The organism is Lentzea sp. CA-135723 (assembly GCF_050936595.1).
In the GTDB taxonomy this organism is placed as follows: domain Bacteria; phylum Actinomycetota; class Actinomycetes; order Mycobacteriales; family Pseudonocardiaceae; genus Lentzea.
The window spans coordinates 158,551-174,479 of sequence record NZ_JBNJMK010000002.1 but is presented as its reverse complement, the minus strand read 5'-3'; the positions used below and the strand labels follow the sequence as shown (position 1 = coordinate 174,479).

At 69.2% G+C, this 15,929-nt stretch carries 15 protein-coding genes; 5 read left to right on the top strand and 10 right to left on the bottom strand.

Annotated features, from left to right (window positions below; all coding sequences use genetic code 11):
* Positions 1-35: 35 nt before the first annotated feature.
* Positions 36-638, bottom strand: coding sequence for a TetR/AcrR family transcriptional regulator (locus ACQEU1_RS36705; RefSeq protein ID WP_433212498.1), 603 nt, complete (start codon positions 636-638; stop codon positions 36-38).
* Positions 639-701: 63 nt separating this feature from the next.
* Between ACQEU1_RS36705 and ACQEU1_RS36700 the strand changes: the two genes are divergently transcribed.
* Together ACQEU1_RS36700 and ACQEU1_RS36695 are read left to right on the top strand one after the other, a co-directional pair.
* Positions 702-1,148, top strand: a complete 447-nt coding sequence (locus ACQEU1_RS36700; RefSeq protein WP_433212495.1) for a DUF1453 domain-containing protein — start codon at positions 702-704, stop codon at positions 1,146-1,148.
* A complete protein-coding gene (locus ACQEU1_RS36695) occupies positions 1,135-2,346 on the top strand; it encodes an aminotransferase class V-fold PLP-dependent enzyme (RefSeq protein ID WP_433212492.1) in 1,212 nt (403 codons plus the stop codon). Before ACQEU1_RS36700 ends, ACQEU1_RS36695 begins: the two co-directional genes overlap by 14 nt.
* Here the strand turns inward: ACQEU1_RS36695 and ACQEU1_RS36690 are convergent.
* The 4 genes from ACQEU1_RS36690 to polA form a co-directional block, all read right to left on the bottom strand.
* Positions 2,327-3,391 carry an Hsp70 family protein gene (locus ACQEU1_RS36690; RefSeq protein WP_433212489.1) on the bottom strand — a complete coding sequence of 355 codons (1,065 nt, stop codon included), beginning with the start codon at positions 3,389-3,391 and terminating at the stop codon, positions 2,327-2,329. The two genes, ACQEU1_RS36695 and ACQEU1_RS36690, sit on opposite strands and share 20 nt — an antisense overlap.
* A 41-nt stretch (positions 3,392-3,432) precedes the next feature.
* Positions 3,433-4,065, bottom strand: a complete 633-nt coding sequence (locus ACQEU1_RS36685) for a SecDF P1 head subdomain-containing protein (RefSeq protein ID WP_433212486.1) — start codon at positions 4,063-4,065, stop codon at positions 3,433-3,435.
* Positions 4,066-4,074: 9 nt separating this feature from the next.
* On the bottom strand, positions 4,075-5,226 hold the full coding sequence (locus ACQEU1_RS36680; protein ID WP_433212483.1) for a glycosyltransferase: 1,152 nt from the start codon (positions 5,224-5,226) through the stop codon (positions 4,075-4,077).
* 155 nt (positions 5,227-5,381) lie between these two features.
* Positions 5,382-8,162 (bottom strand): DNA polymerase I, encoded by a 2,781-nt coding sequence (gene polA, locus ACQEU1_RS36675; RefSeq protein ID WP_433216962.1) that lies wholly within the window; start codon positions 8,160-8,162, stop codon positions 5,382-5,384.
* Here polA and ACQEU1_RS36670 point away from each other — a divergent pair.
* The 3 genes from ACQEU1_RS36670 (at position 8,161) to ACQEU1_RS36660 (ending at position 10,208) form a co-directional block, all read left to right on the top strand.
* Positions 8,161-8,520, top strand: coding sequence for a hotdog fold thioesterase (locus ACQEU1_RS36670; protein ID WP_433212480.1), 360 nt, complete (start codon positions 8,161-8,163; stop codon positions 8,518-8,520). The genes polA and ACQEU1_RS36670 overlap by 2 nt on opposite strands.
* A 97-nt stretch (positions 8,521-8,617) precedes the next feature.
* A complete protein-coding gene (locus tag ACQEU1_RS36665) occupies positions 8,618-9,790 on the top strand; it encodes a lipase family protein (RefSeq protein ID WP_433212477.1) in 1,173 nt (390 codons plus the stop codon).
* An 85-nt stretch (positions 9,791-9,875) separates the two neighbouring features.
* Positions 9,876-10,208 (top strand): hypothetical protein, encoded by a 333-nt coding sequence (locus ACQEU1_RS36660; RefSeq protein ID WP_433212474.1) that lies wholly within the window; start codon positions 9,876-9,878, stop codon positions 10,206-10,208.
* 142 nt (positions 10,209-10,350) lie between these two features.
* Here the strand turns inward: ACQEU1_RS36660 and ACQEU1_RS36655 are convergent, their stop codons facing one another.
* The 5 genes from ACQEU1_RS36655 to ACQEU1_RS36635 all read right to left on the bottom strand — a co-directional run bounded on the left by ACQEU1_RS36655 (position 10,351) and on the right by ACQEU1_RS36635 (position 15,820).
* The gene (locus ACQEU1_RS36655; RefSeq protein WP_285639176.1) at positions 10,351-11,067 is read right to left on the bottom strand and encodes an ABC transporter ATP-binding protein; all 717 of its coding nucleotides are present in this window, start codon (positions 11,065-11,067) and stop codon (positions 10,351-10,353) included.
* Positions 11,064-11,882, bottom strand: coding sequence for an ABC transporter ATP-binding protein (locus ACQEU1_RS36650; RefSeq protein ID WP_433212470.1), 819 nt, complete (start codon positions 11,880-11,882; stop codon positions 11,064-11,066). Before ACQEU1_RS36650 ends, ACQEU1_RS36655 begins: the two co-directional genes overlap by 4 nt.
* Positions 11,879-13,603, bottom strand: coding sequence for a branched-chain amino acid ABC transporter permease (locus tag ACQEU1_RS36645; protein WP_433212467.1), 1,725 nt, complete (start codon positions 13,601-13,603; stop codon positions 11,879-11,881). The genes ACQEU1_RS36650 and ACQEU1_RS36645 overlap by 4 nt, the downstream gene beginning before the upstream one ends.
* Positions 13,600-14,514, bottom strand: coding sequence for a branched-chain amino acid ABC transporter permease (locus ACQEU1_RS36640; RefSeq protein ID WP_433212464.1), 915 nt, complete (start codon positions 14,512-14,514; stop codon positions 13,600-13,602). Before ACQEU1_RS36640 ends, ACQEU1_RS36645 begins: the two co-directional genes overlap by 4 nt.
* A 76-nt stretch (positions 14,515-14,590) precedes the next feature.
* A complete protein-coding gene (locus ACQEU1_RS36635) occupies positions 14,591-15,820 on the bottom strand; it encodes a branched-chain amino acid ABC transporter substrate-binding protein (RefSeq protein ID WP_433212461.1) in 1,230 nt (409 codons plus the stop codon).
* Positions 15,821-15,929: the final 109 nt, after the last annotated feature.

The window sequence follows — 15,929 nt, the reverse complement described above, 5'->3', positions numbered from 1 at the left end:
CTCGTCGCCGGGCCTGCCGGTCCGGGCCGTGGCGGCTACCGCAGCGAGTCGAGGTGGGCGCGCAGCACCGACACCGTGAGGTCCGGCGTCATCCGGTCCGGGTGCAGCACGCCGTCCACGGTCAGGCCGTTGATCAGCGACGCGAGCCGTTCGGTCTCCAGGGCGAGGTCGTGCGTGGCGGCGATGGTCCCCGCCTCGGACATCACCGTCAGCGCGCGGCGGCACAGCTTGCGCAGGCCGTCGTAGAGCCGTTCCGCGTGCGGCAGCAGGGACGACCGGGTGCGCGCGGCGGTCGCGAAGGCCAGCCACAGCACCGCTTCGTCGCGCCGACGGTCGTCGAGCGGGAGCACCTCGGCCAGCACGCGCTCGCCGGGGCGGCGCGGGTCCGCCGGGTCCCTCATCGTCTTGACGTGCTCGAAGACCCGCTGGTCGACGGAGTCGATGAGGAACTCCACGGCGAAGACGACCACGGCGTCGTGGTTGTCGAAGTAGTGGCGGATCGACCCGATCGACAGGCCCGCCTCCACCGCGACGTTGCGCAGCGAGGCCTGTTCGACGCCGTCGCGCACGACCACGCGGAACACCGCCTCGGCGACGGCTTGGCGGCGGGCGACGGGATCGACGACTCTCGGTGACACCTGCCTTTTGTAGCATGACCCTGCTAGTTTAAGTAGCAGGGTCATGCTACTAAGGGGGTTGCGATGACATATCTGCTGATAGCGGCCGGTGTGGTGTACGTGCTCGTGCGTCGGTTCATGGGGGAGCCGCTGAACGCCCGGGACCTGCTGGCGCCGCCCGCGTTCCTGCTGTTCTTCGGCATCCGCGCGGTCGAGGAGTTCCACCTGCTCTACCTGCTGCCGCTGGTGGCGGGGTTCGCGTTCGGGGCGTTGCGGGGGATGACGATCAGGCTGTTCGAGCGCGACGGGCACCTGTGGCAGCGGTACACGCCGTGGACGGTGGCCGTGTGGGTGACGTCGATCGGGGTGAGCCTCGGGCTGGGGCTGCTGGTCGGCGGGCACGCGCCGACGCAGCTGTCGATCGGCGTGAGCATGCTCGGCGAGCTGTGCGTGGTGGGCGCGAAGGCGTTGAACACCGGCCTGCCGTTCGCGCCGGAACGGGTGTCCAATGGAAGGCATGGAACGTCGTGACTTCCTGGTGGGGGCCGGGCTTCTCGCTGTCGCGCCGACCGCGTCGTCCGCCGCGCGAGGACTGGACTGGGGCGCCGTCCGCCGCGAGTTCCGGCTCGATCCGGCGCTGACCAACCTGGGGCTGTTCTACCTGGCGTCGAACCCGCGCGAGGTCCGGGACGCGGTGGAGGAGTTCCAGCGCAGGCTCGACGCCAACTCGCACGACCTGATGCCCGAGGAGGCGCAGAAGGTCGCCGAGGCGCTCGGGCAGTACGTCGGGGGCGCGGCGGACGACATCGCGTTCGTGCCGAACACGACCATGGGGCTCTCGATCGTCTACGGCGGCCTGAAACTGCGTTCGGACCAGGAGTTGCTGCTCAACGACCAGGACCACGCGTGGCACCAGCAGGCTGCCCGGCTCGCGGCGGGACGGGTCGGGGCGAAGGTCAGGGTCGGCACGCTCTACGAGAACCCGGCGAAGGCCACCGAGGACGAGATCGCGACGCGGCTGCGGAACTCCATCACGCCGCAGACCCGGGCCGTCGGCATCACGTGGGTGCAGTCGAGCACGGGCCTGCGGATGCCCGTGCGGGCGTGTGCAGCCGTTGTGGCGGAAGCGAACCGTGGCCGCAAGTCGGAGGATCGTTGCCTCCTCGTCGTGGACGGCGTGCACGGGCTGGCGGCCGTTGACGACGACGCGGCACGGCTGGGCGCGGACGTGTTCGTCGCCGGAACGCACAAATGGCTGTTCGGGCCGCGCGGCACCGGCATGGTGTGGGTGAACCCCGAGGTGAACGGCGAGATCGTGCCGATGCTGCCGAGCCTGAGCGACCGCAGCACCACGGCGTTGCTCGGGCCCGGCGGCTTCCACGCGTTCGAGCAGTACTTCGCGGTCGCGGCGGCGGTGCGGTTCCACCAGCGCCTCGGCCGCCCGCGGGTGGCCGCCCGGATCGCCGAGCTGTCCGGGCGGTTCGCCGCGGGTCTCGCGGAGATCCCCGGTGTCGTCGTGCACACGCCACGAGCGTTGTCCGCCGGTCTGGTGTGCTTCGACGTGCCGGGGTCGGCCGGGCCCGAGGTGGTGCAACGGCTGGCGGACAAGAACATCCAGATCACGACGGCGTCGTACCGGATCCCGTACGCGCGGGTCGGCACGTCGATCCTGAACACGCCGGAGGAGATCGACCTGGCCGTGCGGGAGATCAGCGCTCTGGCCCGATGACGCTCGGCAGCTCGGCCACCCCCGGTGGTTCGAGCTGCACGCTGGTGTTCTCCGTCTTCACCTGTGGCTGGTTCATCGCGTCGTGTGCGAACCACCCTCCTCCGAGAACGAGCACGAGCAGCCCGGCCGCGATGAACGCCGTCGTGGGGAGGCGTCGTTTCGGCTCGTCCTCCTTGCGCGGCAGGGGAACCTCGGCGGTGGGCTGCTCGCCGGGTTCGGGTTCCAGTTGCACGGCTTCGAGGTAGGCGCCCATCGCGGCCGCGCCATCAGGGGCTCGCAGCACCGGGACGCCCAGCCGTTCCGCGATCTCCCTCGCCACCAGGGGAATCCGCGCCGAACCGCCGACGAGCAGCACCACGTCGGGCCGGTCCGATCCCGCGTTCGCGACGGCGCGTTCCAGCGCGTCGACCGCGAGCTCGACCGACGGCCGGACGACCGACTCGAACTCCAGGCGGCTCAGCCTGACCTCGCACATCTCCCCGTTCGTTGCCAGGTAAGGGATCCTGACCTCCGGATAGCTGCCGAGGAGCTCCTTCGCCTCCGCGCAGCTGCGTACCAGCTCACGGCTGTGCGTGCCGATCTTCGCGATGACATGCTCGGCGACGAGGCCGTCGATGTCGAAGCCGCCGATCTCGACGCGTTCGGGCTGACCGGCGAGCAACAGCACGCCCTGCTTGCGCAGCACCGTGATGTCGCAACCGGTGGCACCGAAGTCGAACACCACCACCGTGCTGTGCTCGGGCATCCGCGCGTCGGCGTCGAACGCGATGGCGGCAGCGTGCGGTGCGGGCACGAACAGCACGTCCGCGCGCCCCGCGTCGATGAGGTCCTGGCGCAGCTGTTCGAGGTGTTCGTGCGGCCAGCACAGCGGGTGGGTCATGGCCACGCGGCTCGGCGGCTCCCCGTGCCGGCGCGTGAGGTCGTCGAGGAGGTGCACGACCTCCCTGGCGGGCGCCTGCTGACGCCGGCCGCTGGTGGTGACACCACCGCCGGTGGCGACGGTGGTGCCTGCGGATCCGAGATCGAGCCCGACCTGGTACGACATGGTGGTCACCCCTCACTGCGGACACCCACCACACGTACGTCTCACTTGGTCTGGTTCAACTGCTCCGCGAGCTGCTTCGCCTCGGCGGCCGTGAACCTCCCGGAGATCTCCGTCGAGCCACCGGTGATCGGCGACTGGATCGTGGGCGCGCTGAGCACCCGTCCGTTGATCAGGATGGCGACCTGCTTCTGCACGTTGGCGGTGGTGAAGTCACCCCACGTCCTCGCACCCTCGGCGTCGAACTCGATCGTGATCACGTGGCCGCTGCCGTTCGGGCTGAACGAGGACGTGGCCTTGGCGATCCGCTCACCGTCGAGGGCGACCGGCCCCAGGTCGTACCTGTTCTCGCCGGCGTCGCACGTCACCAGCGGCGCGGCGGCGTCGTCGTGGCCCACCAGCGGATCCGGGGCAGCGCAGTCGAGCGCCGCCAGCGCCTCTTTGCGGACGGCGTCGTCCGTGCTCTGCCGCTTGCTCTTCGCCGCCTGGACCGCGGGGTCGGCCGCGTCCTTCTGCGGCACCTGGTAGCCGGACGACGGCTTGGACGTCGGTGCCACGTCCGTCACCACGCGGAAGGTGAGCTTGCCGTCGAGCCACGCCTGCTTGGTCGGGACGCCCTGTTCGGTGGCCGTGCAGGCGGTGAGGGCGAGCAGCAGCACCGCGGCGAGGATCCTCATGTCGTTGGCTTACCACGACATCAGGCGCCGCGCCGCGACTTCGGCGCCATCGGTGCGCACCTGTGCGGAGAGCTTCCCGGCCTGGTCGGCGAGTTCCAGCACCTCGGCCAGGACGTCCGTGGTGACCGTTGTCGTCGCACGGCCGATGTTCAGCCGTTCGACCTGGGCGCCCCAGTAGTACTGGTCGTACATGTGGGGCAGCACGATCTGCGGTGCGCCCGCCGCGGCGGCGGTCGTGGTGGTGCCCGCGCCGCCGTGGTGCACGACCGCGGCCGTGCGGCGGAACAACGCCTGCTGGTTGACCTCGCCGACGGTGAGGCAGTCCGGCGCGTCGATCTCCAGGTTCGCCCAGCCTCGTTGCAGGACAACGCGTTTCTCGAGCGCCCTGGCCGCCGTGACGGCGTGGTGCACGGCGTCCTGGGAGCCGCGCATGCTGCCGAGGCCGAAGTAGATCGGTGGTGCGCCGGCGTCCAGGAACGCTTCGAGCTCCGGGCCGAGCGGGCGCTGGTCGTCGATCAGCCAGGCACCGGTCTGGGTCAGCTCCCCCGGTCCTGGCCACGGGCCGAGCACCGGGTCCGCGGCGAGCCACGGGGCGTCGCCGAAGATGTGGTCGCGGACGTCCTCGACCGGGGCGAGGCCGAGCTTCGCGCGTTCCTCGTTCAGAGTGTCGCGGGAGCTCACGAAGTACCGGCGGTGCTGCTCCCACTGCGCGAGGTTCTCCTCCGGGGTGCCGTGTACCGGAACACGGCCCAGCATCGCGGGCGGCGCGTGGTGCGGTGAGGGCAGCGTGTTCGCGCAGAAGCTCGCGTACACGTACCGCGCCCCGATGCTCTCCGCGACGGACCTGGTCGCGTGCTGCAACGCACCGCCCGCGACCAGCACGTCGGCGTCGACGGCCGTCTTGGTGACGACCCGGAACTGCTCCCTCACCGACTCCTCGGCGAGCCTGCGCAGTTCGTCGGGCGTGGTCTTGACGGCTTTCACGTCGCGGAGGACCGGGCCCACCGGCGTGAACGCGAGGCCGTTGCCGGTGATCAGGTCCTCGAAGTCGGGCGGGGCGACGACGCGGACGTCGTTGCCGAGCGCCTGGAGCCGGACGCCGAGTGCCGTGACCGGCTGCGCCTCGCCCCGCGAGCCGATCGTGGACAGCAGAAACCGCATCGTGAATCCCCTCAATCCCCTGGTCAGGGCACGAATTGTGGGGCCGGTGCGGGGTCTTGCGGCAAGTCCCCCCACGCGCTATAAGTTCCAATGGGGAGAAAAACGCAGCCCGCCCGAGCACCTGGCTCAGGCGGGCTGATTCGCGTTCCGGGCCTTTAGTGGGCCGCGTCGTCCCAGGAGCGGCCGACGCCGACCGAGACCTCCAGCGGCACCAGCAGCTGGTAGGCGTTGCCCATCTGGTCGCGCACGAGCGCCTCGACGGCCTCGCGCTCGCCCTCGGCGATCTCCAGCACCAGTTCGTCGTGCACCTGCAGGAGCATCCGCGACCGCAGACCCGACTCCTCCAGCGCCTTGTACACGCCCAGCATGGCCACCTTGATGATGTCGGCGGCGCTGCCCTGGATCGGCGCGTTGAGGGCCATCCGCTCGGCCATCTCGCGGCGCTGGCGGTTGTCCGACGTCAGGTCGGGCAGGTAGCGGCGGCGGCCGAGCACGGTCTCGGTGTAGCCGTCCTTGCCTGCCTTCTTCACGATCTCGTTGAGGTAGTCGCGCACCCCGCCGAAGCGGTTGAAGTACGCCTCCATCTGCTCGCGGGCCTCCTCCGTCGGGATGCGGAGCTGCTGCGACAGCCCGAACACCGACAGGCCGTACGCGAGGCCGTACGACATCGCCTTGATGCGGCGGCGCATCTCGCCCGTCACCTCGGAGGTGGGGATCGAGAACGCCTGCGACGCCACGTAGGTGTGCAGGTCCTCGCCCGAGTTGAAGGCCGCGATCAGGCCCTCGTCGCCGGACAGCGTCGCCATGATCCGCATCTCGATCTGGCTGTAGTCCGCGGTCATCAGCTCCGCGTAGCCCTCGCCGACGACGAACGCCTGGCGGATGCGGCGGCCCTCGTCCGTGCGGATCGGGATGTTCTGCAGGTTCGGGTCCGTCGAGGACAGCCGGCCCGTCGCCGCGATCGTCTGGTGGAACGTCGTGTGGATGCGGCCGTCGTCGGCCACCGACTTCAGCAGGCCGTCCACAGTGGACTTCAGCCGGGTGACGTCCCGGTGCGACAGCAGGTGCTGCAGGAACGGGTGCTCGGTCTGCTCGAACAGGTTCTGCAGCGCGTCCGCGTCCGTGGTGTAGCCGGTCTTGGTCTTCTTCGTCTTCGGCATGTTCAGCTCGTCGAAGAGGACCGCCTGCAGCTGCTTCGGGCTGCCGAGGTTGATCTCCTTGCCGATCACCGAGTACGCGTCCTGCGCCGCCTGCTTCACGCCGGCCGCGAAGTGCGCCTCCAGCTCGGAGAGGTGGTCGACGTCGATTGCGATGCCGACGGCCTCGACCTCGTCCAGCACGTTCATCAGCGGCAGCTCGATCTTCGCGAGCAGGTCGGTGCCGCCGATGGTGACGAGCTCCTCGTCGAGGCGGTCCGCGAGCTCGGCGACGGCCCGCGCGCGCAGGATCGTGCTGGTGGCGACCTTCTGCGCCTCCTCGGACTCGTCGGTGAGCAGCGACAGCTGACCGTCACCGGACTCCTCGGCCCGCAGCTCGCGCTTGAGGTAGCGCAGCGCCAGGTCGTCCAGCGCGAACGACCGCTGGCCCGGCCGCACCAGGTAGGCGGCGAGCGCCGTGTCGGAGGACAGGCCGCGCAGCTTCCAGCCGCGGGCGCGCACGCGGCGCAGCGGCAGCTTCAGGTCGTGGCCCGCCTTGGCGATCTTCTCGTCGCCGAGCCACTGCGCGAGCGCCTGCTCGTCGGCCTCGTCGAGCTGCGTGACGTCGACGTAGCCGCCCTCGCCGTCGGCCGTGCAGAGCGCGACGCCCTCCAGGTCCGTGGTGATGCGCAGCGCGACGCCGACGCGGGTCTTGCTCGCGTGCTCGGTCAGCCACTTCTTGAGCGTGCCCGCCGCGATCGCGCCGCCGGAGACCTCGAAGCCCTCCTCGGCCTCGGGTTCCGCGGTCGTCAGCGTCTGGAAGAGACGGTCGCGCAGGACGCGGAACTCCAGCTCGTCGAACAGGCGGTGCACCGCGTCGCGGTCCCACTGCTGCGCCTCGAGCCCGTCGATCGTGTACGGCAGCTCGACGTCCTTGATCAGCTCGGTGAGCTGGCGGTTCATGATGATGTTCGCAAGGTTGCCGCGCAGGGCCTCGCCGACCTTGCCGGGCACCTCGTCGATCCGGTCGACCAGCTCGTTGAGCCCGCCGAACTGGTTGAGCAGCTTGATGATCGTCTTCGGCCCGACGCCGGGGGTGTTCGGCAGGTTGTCCGACGAGTCGCCGCGCACCGCCGCGTAGTCCGCGTACTGGTCGGGCCGCACGCCGTGCTTCTCCTCGACGTACGCCGGGGTGAACCGGCCCATCTCGGAGACGCCCTTGACCGGGTAGAGCACCGTCACCTTGTCGTTGACCAGCTGAAATGCATCCCGGTCGCCGGTGACGATCTCGACCTCGATCCCCTGCGCCACGGCCTGCGTGGTCAGGGTCGCGATGATGTCGTCCGCCTCGTAGTTCTCCTTCTCCATGGTCGGGATGGCCAGGGTGGCCAGCACGTCCTTGATCAGGGAGACCTGGCTGCGGAACTCGTCCGGCGTCTTGGTGCGCCCCGCCTTGTACTCGGGGTACTGCTCGGACCGGAAGGTCTTGCGCGACACGTCGAACGCCACCGCGACGTGCGTGGGCTGCTCGTCGCGCAGGATGTTGATCAACATGGACGTGAACCCGTACACGGCGTTCGTGACCTGGCCCGTCTTCGTCACGAAGTTCTCGGCGGGCAGGGCGTAGAACGCTCGGTAGGCCATCGAGTGACCGTCGATGAGCAGGAGCCGCTTCACGTCTGAGGGAGTCACGAGCCCGAGTCTAGGGTGGGGGTCTGACAGTTTCGCTTGAGCCCTTGGAGCCCGTGTGACCGCCGACCTGCCAATCGAGTTCGCCGACGAGCAGCTGCACGTCCGCATGGGCATCGAAATCACCCGATGGGATGTCCACGAGATGGTCGGCACGATGCCGGTCAAGGGCAACCGCCAGCCGTTCGGCCTGCTCCACGGCGGCGCCAACGCGGTCCTCGCCGAGCAGCTCGGCTCCATCGCCTCGGCCATGCACGCCTCGGAGCACGGTCTCATCGCGCTCGGCCTCGAACTGTCCTGCACCCACCACCGGGCGGCGCGCGAGGGCGTCGTCACCGGTGTCGCCCGCCCGATTCACCTGGGCCGCAGCACCACGACCTACGAGATCGTGATCACCGACGAGGAGGGCAAGCGCACCTGCACCGCCCGCCTCACGTGCATCCTGCGTCCCAAGCCGCCGGCCGCCTGACTGGGGTGAACCCCACCAGCACTGTGCGGTCAACCCCACCACGACTGTGCGGTTAACCCCAGTGTGCGACCAAGATCAGCCCGAGATCGTTGGCCGCATGACCTTCACGACTCGACTGACAGCAGCAGTCCTGTGCGGTGCGGTGGTCGCGGCCTCGGTCCCGGCCGCCGCGTCCGCGCACCCGGCTCGCGGCAGCCTCCTCGACGTCGTCCCGGTGTCCACGCTGGACACCACCCAGTTGGTCAAGTATCTGGGGGACCACGCCTTGGACGCCTCCCGCGTCCGCTTCGCCGTCGACGCGAAGCGCATCACCTACCGGACCATCGACGCGTTCGGCAGACCCACGACCGCGAGCGCGCTGGTCGCCCTGCCGCGCAACGGCGACCGCACACCCCGCCAGGCCACGTGGCTGCACGGCACCACCGGCTACCGGGGTTCCGTGGCGTCCGTCGCCGACGGCAACGACAGAGCCGCCACCTACCTGTTCGCCGCGGCCGGCTACCTGACGACGGCCCCGGACTACCTGGGCCTGGGCACCGGCCCCGGCTTCCACCCGTACGTGGACGCGAAGTCCACCGTCACGGCCTCCGTGGACGCCCTCAGAGCGGCCCGCGAGTACGCCGCCTCCCGCGGCCTGCGCCCCGACCGGCGCGTCATGATCACCGGCCACTCCCAGGGCGGCCACGCGGCCATGGCGCTGGGCGAGGCTCTGCAGAACGGCGCCGACCAGCGTCTGGAGGTAGGCGCCCTGGCCCCGATCGGCGGCCCGTTCCAGCCCAGCCTGCTGGTCGGCAAGGCGCTGAACGGCGAGATCGCCAACGGCGTCGCGTACATGGCGTACTGGACGGTCGCCTGGAACCGCCTCTTCCACCTCTACGACGACCCGGCGGAGGTCTTCCGCGACCCGTCGATCGAGAAGCTCTTCGACGGCGAACACCGCAACGAGGACATCTTCCCCCACCTCCCGGCGACGATGCCGGAACTCCTGACCGACGACTACGCCGCCCGCCTGCGCCACCCGACCGGCGTCCTGAAGGCAAAGCTCCGCGAAGCGGACAGCACCTGCGACTGGCGCCCACGCGTCCCCGTCACGATCTACTCCTCGACGGGCGACCGCGACACCCTCCTGGAAACCTCCGCCTACTGCGACCAACGCCTCAAACAACGCCACGCCCGCAGCACGCTCGTAGACCTGGGCGCGGACGTGAACCACGGCCAAGCCGCCAAACTGGCCCTCCCCCGCATCCTCACCACCTTCGACCGCACCTGACCGCGAGGCAGCAAGCAAGCCCACGCACGGGAAGTTGCGGCCGGCTGACCGATGGTCTTCGCGGCCGGCGTGCGCGCGAACGCCAGTGCGCGGGCACGTCGACCTGCCCGCGAACCCGTTCCAGCACCAGCACTTCCAGGCCGCCCGGCGGCTGCGGCGCTTCTTCCGGGCCGCGGCCGACAGCGAGGACCTGAGGTCGCTCGCCCCCCAGGTCCGACCTGGAGCCGGCCGGCCAGCGACGTACTGCCCGCACCGGTCCGGGATCAGCTCCCGCGGTTCCCGGGAGCGCGAACGAAAGCGGAGGAAACCTCCCGCCCGCTCCAACAACGCGCCCGCTGGCACGGGCGCAGCCGTGAACCACGACCAGGCCGCCAAGCCGGCCCTGCCACGCATCCTCACGCACCCCGACCGCACCTGAACGCATGCGAGGCGGACGACCCCTTCCACCTCGCTCCGACCCAGCACAACACGCCAGCCACCCCGGGCGCGGATCCCAGCCAGGGCAAACGAAAGCGGGGCGGAGGAAACTCCCCCGCCCCGCTCCCACAACGCGGAAAACCTCAGTGAGCCTCACCCAGGTACGCGTCGCGCACCCGCTGGTCGGCCAGGAGCGAGTGCCCCGGACCGTCCAAAGTGGTCTTGCCGAGGTCGATCACGTAGCCGTGGTCCGACAGCGCCAGTGCCGCCAGCGCGTTCTGCTCCACCAGGAGGATGGTGGTGCCGAGCGACTGGAGCTCCTTGATGGTGTCGAAGATCCGCTGCGTCATGATCGGCGAGAGACCCATGGAGGGCTCGTCGAGCATCAGCAGGCGGGGCTTCGACATCATCGCGCGGCCGATGGCGAGCATCTGCTGCTCACCACCGGAGAACAGACCGGCCTTGTTGTGCTTGCGCTCCCCCAGGACGGGGAAGAGCTCGTACACGCGGTCCATGTCGGCCTGCACGCCGTCGTCCTTGCGGACGTAGGCGCCGAGCTGCAGGTTCTCCTCCACGGTCATCCGCGGGAAGAGCCGGCGGCCCTCGGGGCAGTGCGCGATGCCCTCACCGAGGATCGCGTGCGCCGGGTCGTTGTGGATCGGCTTGCCCTGGAACAGGATCTCGCCGGACGCCGGCCGCAGCAGACCCGAGATGGTGCGCAGGGTCGTGGTCTTGCCCGCACCGTTCGAGCCGATCAGCGACACGATCTGGCCGGCCTCGACCGTGAACGAGATGTCGCGGACGGCCTCGATCGCGCCGTAGGCGACCGAGAGGTTGCGGACTTCGAGCAGCGCGGTCATGCCTGCTCCTCCTCAGCAGCTGCGGCGGCCTCGACGTCGTGCTGGACTTCCTCCGGCGGCTTGCCGAGGTAGGCCTCGACCACCCGCGGGTCCGCCCGCACGACCTCGGGGCTGCCCTCGACGAGCAGTTCGCCCTGCACGAGCACGGAGACCGAGTCGCACAGTCCGAAGATGAACTTGATGTCGTGCTCGATGACGACGACGGAGACACCCGTCTCGCGGATGCGGAAGATCAGCTGCTGCGTCGCTTCCGTCTCCTGCGGGTTCATGCCCGCGGTGGGCTCGTCCAGCAGCAGCACCGCCGGGTCCGTCGCCAACGCGCGCGCGATCTCCAGACGGCGCTGGTCGCCGTACGGGAGGTTGCGCGACAGCTCGTCGTCCAGGTTGTTCAAGCCGACGAACGAGAGCAGCTCCCGCGAACGCTCTCGTGCCGCCCGCTCGCCCTTCTGGTACGCCGGGCCGTGGAACAGCGAGGCCAGCGGGCCCTGCTTCATCCGCACGTGCCGGCCGACCATGACGTTCTCCAGCACGGTCATGCTGGGGAACAGGCGGATGTTCTGGAACGTGCGGGCCACGCCCGCGTCCGTCACCTTCGCCGGGTCGCCGGGCAGGACGTTGCCCTTGAGCAGCACCTGACCGGTGGTCGGCGTGTACAGACCCGTGAGGCAGTTGAAGAACGTCGTCTTCCCCGCGCCGTTCGGGCCGATCAGGCCGACGATCTTGCCTTCCTCGAGCGTCAGCGTGACGCCCTTCAACGCCTTGAGGCCACCGAAGACCATCGAGACGTCGCGCGCCTCCAGAACTGGCGTGCTCACGCCTTCGCCTCCTTCGGCCCGACGTGCGCCTCGTCGATCGGCGCACCGTCAACATCCTCGCCCGCGAGCTCGGCCCGGCGGTGCCGGTCCGGAATGAGCCCCTGCGGACGGAACCGCATGATCAGGATCAGCGCGAGGCCGAAGATCATGAGGCGGTACTCCTCGAAGTCGCGCAGCTTCTCGGGCAGCACGAACAGCAGCGCCGCACCGAGCACGGCGCCCGGGATGGAGCCCATGCCGCCGAGGATGACCGCAGCGAGGAGCGTGACCGACTCGAGGAACTTGAACGACTCGTACGAGACGGTGCCGTTCTTGTGCGCGAACACCGCGCCCGCGAGACCCGCGAGCATGGCGCCGATGAGGAACGCGAGGATCTTCATCTTGCCGGTGCGGATGCCCATCGCGCGGGCGGCGTCCTCGTCCTCGCGGATCGCGATCCAGGCACGGCCGATGCGGCTGAACTTGAGGTTCGCGAACACCGCCATCGTCGCCGCGACGAGCAGCACGATGAGGATGTAGTAGAGGACACCCGCGGGGAGCTTCACGGCGCCGATCGAGATCGACCGGTTGAACTCCGCGCCGAACAGCGACAGCGCCGGGATGCCGGGGATGGCGTTGGAGCCGTTGGTGATGCCACCGATGTTGTTCTGCGCGGAACGGGTGAAGATCTCACCGAACGCCAGCGTCACGATCGCGAGGTAGTCACCGCGGACCCGCAGCGTCGGCGAACCGACGACCGCGCCGAAGATGCCGGCCACGATGGCCGCGATCACCGCGGCGACCGGGAACGGCAGCGTGATGCCGAAGTGCGCCGTCGCGGCACCGGAGAAGTTCGCCGCCACGAGGGCGCCGATGCCCATGAACGCCACGTACCCGAGGTCGAGCAGACCCGCGAGACCGACGACGATGTTCAGGCCGATCGCGGTGGCGGCGTAGATGCCGATGTTCGCCGCGACCGTCATCCAGTACTCGTTGCCCGCGTCGGTGAACGGCAGCAGCAGCGCGCACGCCGCCAGCACGATCACGCTGAACACGCGGTGCTGCTCGGACAGGGCCGAGAGCCAGCGGACGAACCCGACGCCGCTCAGCGCGGCGAGCAGACCCGCGGCGAACCCGAGGAACGACAGGAAGATCGCGCCCGCGTAGGGGTTCGAGGTGCCGACGCCACCGGTGGTCAGCATCGCTGCCACGGCGTAGAGCACCGCGCCGAACGACACCAGCAGCACCAGGTAGGCGACCGGGGTGGAGACCTTGATCTTCCAGTCCTGCACCGGCTCGATGCCGATGCCGTACCCGGCGAGGATCACCAGGACACCGGCGACGAGGCCGACGACACCACCGAACGCGGTGGCACCGTCGAGGGCCGTGATGGCGGCGAGGCCACCGCCCTTGACCGTGATGTACGCGGCGTTGATGAACGACACCAGCGCGACGCCCCAGCCGAGCGCCCGGACGACCCGGCCGCGCGACGGGATCGGCGCGAAGGTCGCGACGAGGACGAGCACGCCGAGCACCAGCAGGTGCCAGCGGAAGCCGGTGACCAGGAACGGCGCGTCGAAGAACTGGAGCGTCGACTTGTCGGGCCAGTTGCCGTCGTTGAGGCTGAACGTGACCCAGGGCAGCAGTGCCGCGACGATGGCGAGGACGCCACCGGCGATCGCGAACGGCTTGCCGAGCGGTGCGAGTGCGGAACGCTTCGCAGAACTGTCAACCGTGCTCATGCGCGCACCCTTTCCGGCTCGCCGAACAGACCCTGCGGGCGGAAGACGAGCACGAGGATCAGCACGACGAAGATCCACACGTAGTCGTACTGGGTACCACCCGGCATGTACTGCCCGGACACGGTCTTGATCAGACCGATGATGAACGCGCCGATGACCGCGCCGCGAATGCTGCCGACACCGCCCAGCACGGCCGCCGTGAAGGCGAAGATGCCGGTCTGGAAGCCCATGTCGATGTTGATGTTGTTCAGGTACCCGCCGTACATGATGCCGGCGACACCGGCGAGCACGGCACCGAAGACGAACGTCAGGACGATCACCCGGTTCGGGTTGACGCCCATCAGCTTCGCGGTGTCGGGGTCCTGCGCGGTCGCGCGCATCGCGCGGCCCATCCGCGACTTGTTGATGTAGGTCTGCAGGATGACCGCGAGGCCGACCGACAGCGCGACCAGGAGCACGCCGGTCCACGCGATGTTGACCGGGCCGAGCGTCAGGTTGCCCTCGGGGAAGACCTTCGGGTAGGGCAGGTTCGACTTGGCGTTCGGGTAGAAGACGCGCACAGCCTCCTGCAGGAAGACGGACACGCCGAGCGCGGTGATCAGCGGCGCCAGGCGGGGCGCGCCGCGCAACGGCCGGTACGCGAACCGTTCCATGATCACGGCGACGAGGACCGCCACCAGGATGCCGCCGACGAACATGAGCGGCAGGGCCACGGCAGGCGACTTCTTGAGATCGTCAGGAAGAAGCGTGAACGTGGCGAGGCCTCCGTACGAGGCCACCATGAAAACCTCGCCGTGGGCGAAGTTGATCAGCTGGATGATGCCGTACACCATCGTGTACCCGAGAGCGATCAGGGCGATCAACGCACCCTGGATCACCCCGTTGGCCAGCTGTTGGAGCAGGACTGACACGACTACCTCCGTAGACGGCGGGGGCGAGCAAAGAACGCCCGCCCCCGCCGTGGCTCAATCAGTATTGGGTAGTCGATCAGCCGGTGAACTCGCCGGTCTGAACGTCCTTCCACTTGCCACCGGTGACCTGGTAGACGGTCAGGACCTTGTTGGTGCTGTCGCCGTACTGGTCGAACTTGACCGCACCCGTGGCGCCGGAACCGCTGTAGGAACCGACGTTGGTCAGCATCGCGTCACGCTTCGAGTCGTCCCACGCGGAACCACCCTCGAGGGTCTTGGCCAGACCACCGATGATCGCGTTCGCGGCGTCGTAGGAGAACGCACCGTAGGCGGCGTAGTCCTCCTTGCCGAACTTCGCCTTGTACGCCTCGACGAAGGCCTTGGCCGTGGCCAGGGACTCGGTCGGCGCGCCGACGGAGGTGGCGAGGTCGCCCTCCTTGCCGCCGAGCTCGATGAACTTGCCGTCGTAGATGCCGTCGCCGCCCATCAGCGGAACGTCGAGACCGGCGTCCTTCATCTGCTTGGACAGCGGGCCGGCGACCGGGTACTCACCGCCGTAGTAGACGGCCTCCGGCGCGAGCGCCTTGATCTTGGAGATGACACCGGAGAAGTCGGTGTCCTTCTCGCCGACCTTCTCGGAGCCGACGATCGTGCCACCCTTCTTGGTGACCTGCTTCTGCAGCTCGGCCGCCAGGCCCTCACCGTAGGTCTTGCCGTCGGTGATGATGGCGATCTTCTTCTTGGCTGCCTTCTCGACGAGGTAGTTGGCCGCGTACGGGCCCTGCAGGTCGTCGGTGGTGCAGACGCGGAAGTAGTTGTCGAACTGGCGCTTCGGGGCCGTGAGGAAGTCGTTGCCCCTGGTCAGCGACGGGTTGGTGTTCGCGGGCGACACCTGGGGGATCTTCTTGTCCCGCAGGATCGGCTGCACCGTCTGGGCCACGGACGAGTTCAGCGTGCCGACGACACCCACGACGTTCGGGTCGGTCGACAGCTTCGTGGCGGCCTGGGCACCCTTGGCGGGGTTGGCCTCGTCGTCCTGGGCGGACACGGTCAGCTTGAAGCCGGGGACCGTGCACTTCTTGTTCGCCTCGTCCACGGCGAGCTCGGCGGACTGCTTGATGCCGAGGCCGAGAGCGGACAGGTTCCCGGACAACGGGGCGACAACACCGACGGTCAGAGTGCCCTTCGACGTGTCGCAGCTGCCCCCGCTGGTGCCGCCGCCCTCGGTCTTGTTCGAGCCACAGGCTGCGAGAACAAGCAGCGAGGCACCGACGATCGCTGCGGACTTCACAGAGTGCTTACGCACGTGATGTCCCTCCTATATCCCTGCTCCCGGCAACGCGAGATCTCCGCGCACCGCTCCATCACCCTCTCCTGAGGGATGGCCGGAACCTAGGCGATGACTGTGACCGCAG

Bases quoted from the DNA above. Each gene is read 5' to 3' on its own strand.
- ACQEU1_RS36695 (WP_433212492.1), top strand. From the start codon at position 1,135: ATGGAACGTCGTGACTTCCTGGTGGGGGCCGGGCTTCTCGCTGTCGCG.
- ACQEU1_RS36685 (WP_433212486.1), bottom strand. From the start codon at position 4,065: ATGAGGATCCTCGCCGCGGTGCTGCTGCTCGCCCTCACCGCCTGCACG.
- polA (WP_433216962.1), bottom strand. From the start codon at position 8,162: ATGCGGACGTGCAGCTGCTCGTCGGCGAACTCGATTGGCAGGTCGGCG.
- ACQEU1_RS36680 (WP_433212483.1), bottom strand. From the start codon at position 5,226: ATGCGGTTTCTGCTGTCCACGATCGGCTCGCGGGGCGAGGCGCAGCCG.
- ACQEU1_RS36645 (WP_433212467.1), bottom strand. From the start codon at position 13,603: ATGAGCACGGTTGACAGTTCTGCGAAGCGTTCCGCACTCGCACCGCTC.
- ACQEU1_RS36670 (WP_433212480.1), top strand. From the start codon at position 8,161: ATGGGCATCGAAATCACCCGATGGGATGTCCACGAGATGGTCGGCACG.
- ACQEU1_RS36665 (WP_433212477.1), top strand. From the start codon at position 8,618: ATGACCTTCACGACTCGACTGACAGCAGCAGTCCTGTGCGGTGCGGTG.
- ACQEU1_RS36700 (WP_433212495.1), top strand. From the start codon at position 702: ATGACATATCTGCTGATAGCGGCCGGTGTGGTGTACGTGCTCGTGCGT.
- ACQEU1_RS36655 (WP_285639176.1), bottom strand. From the start codon at position 11,067: ATGACCGCGCTGCTCGAAGTCCGCAACCTCTCGGTCGCCTACGGCGCG.
- ACQEU1_RS36690 (WP_433212489.1), bottom strand. From the start codon at position 3,391: ATGTCGTACCAGGTCGGGCTCGATCTCGGATCCGCAGGCACCACCGTC.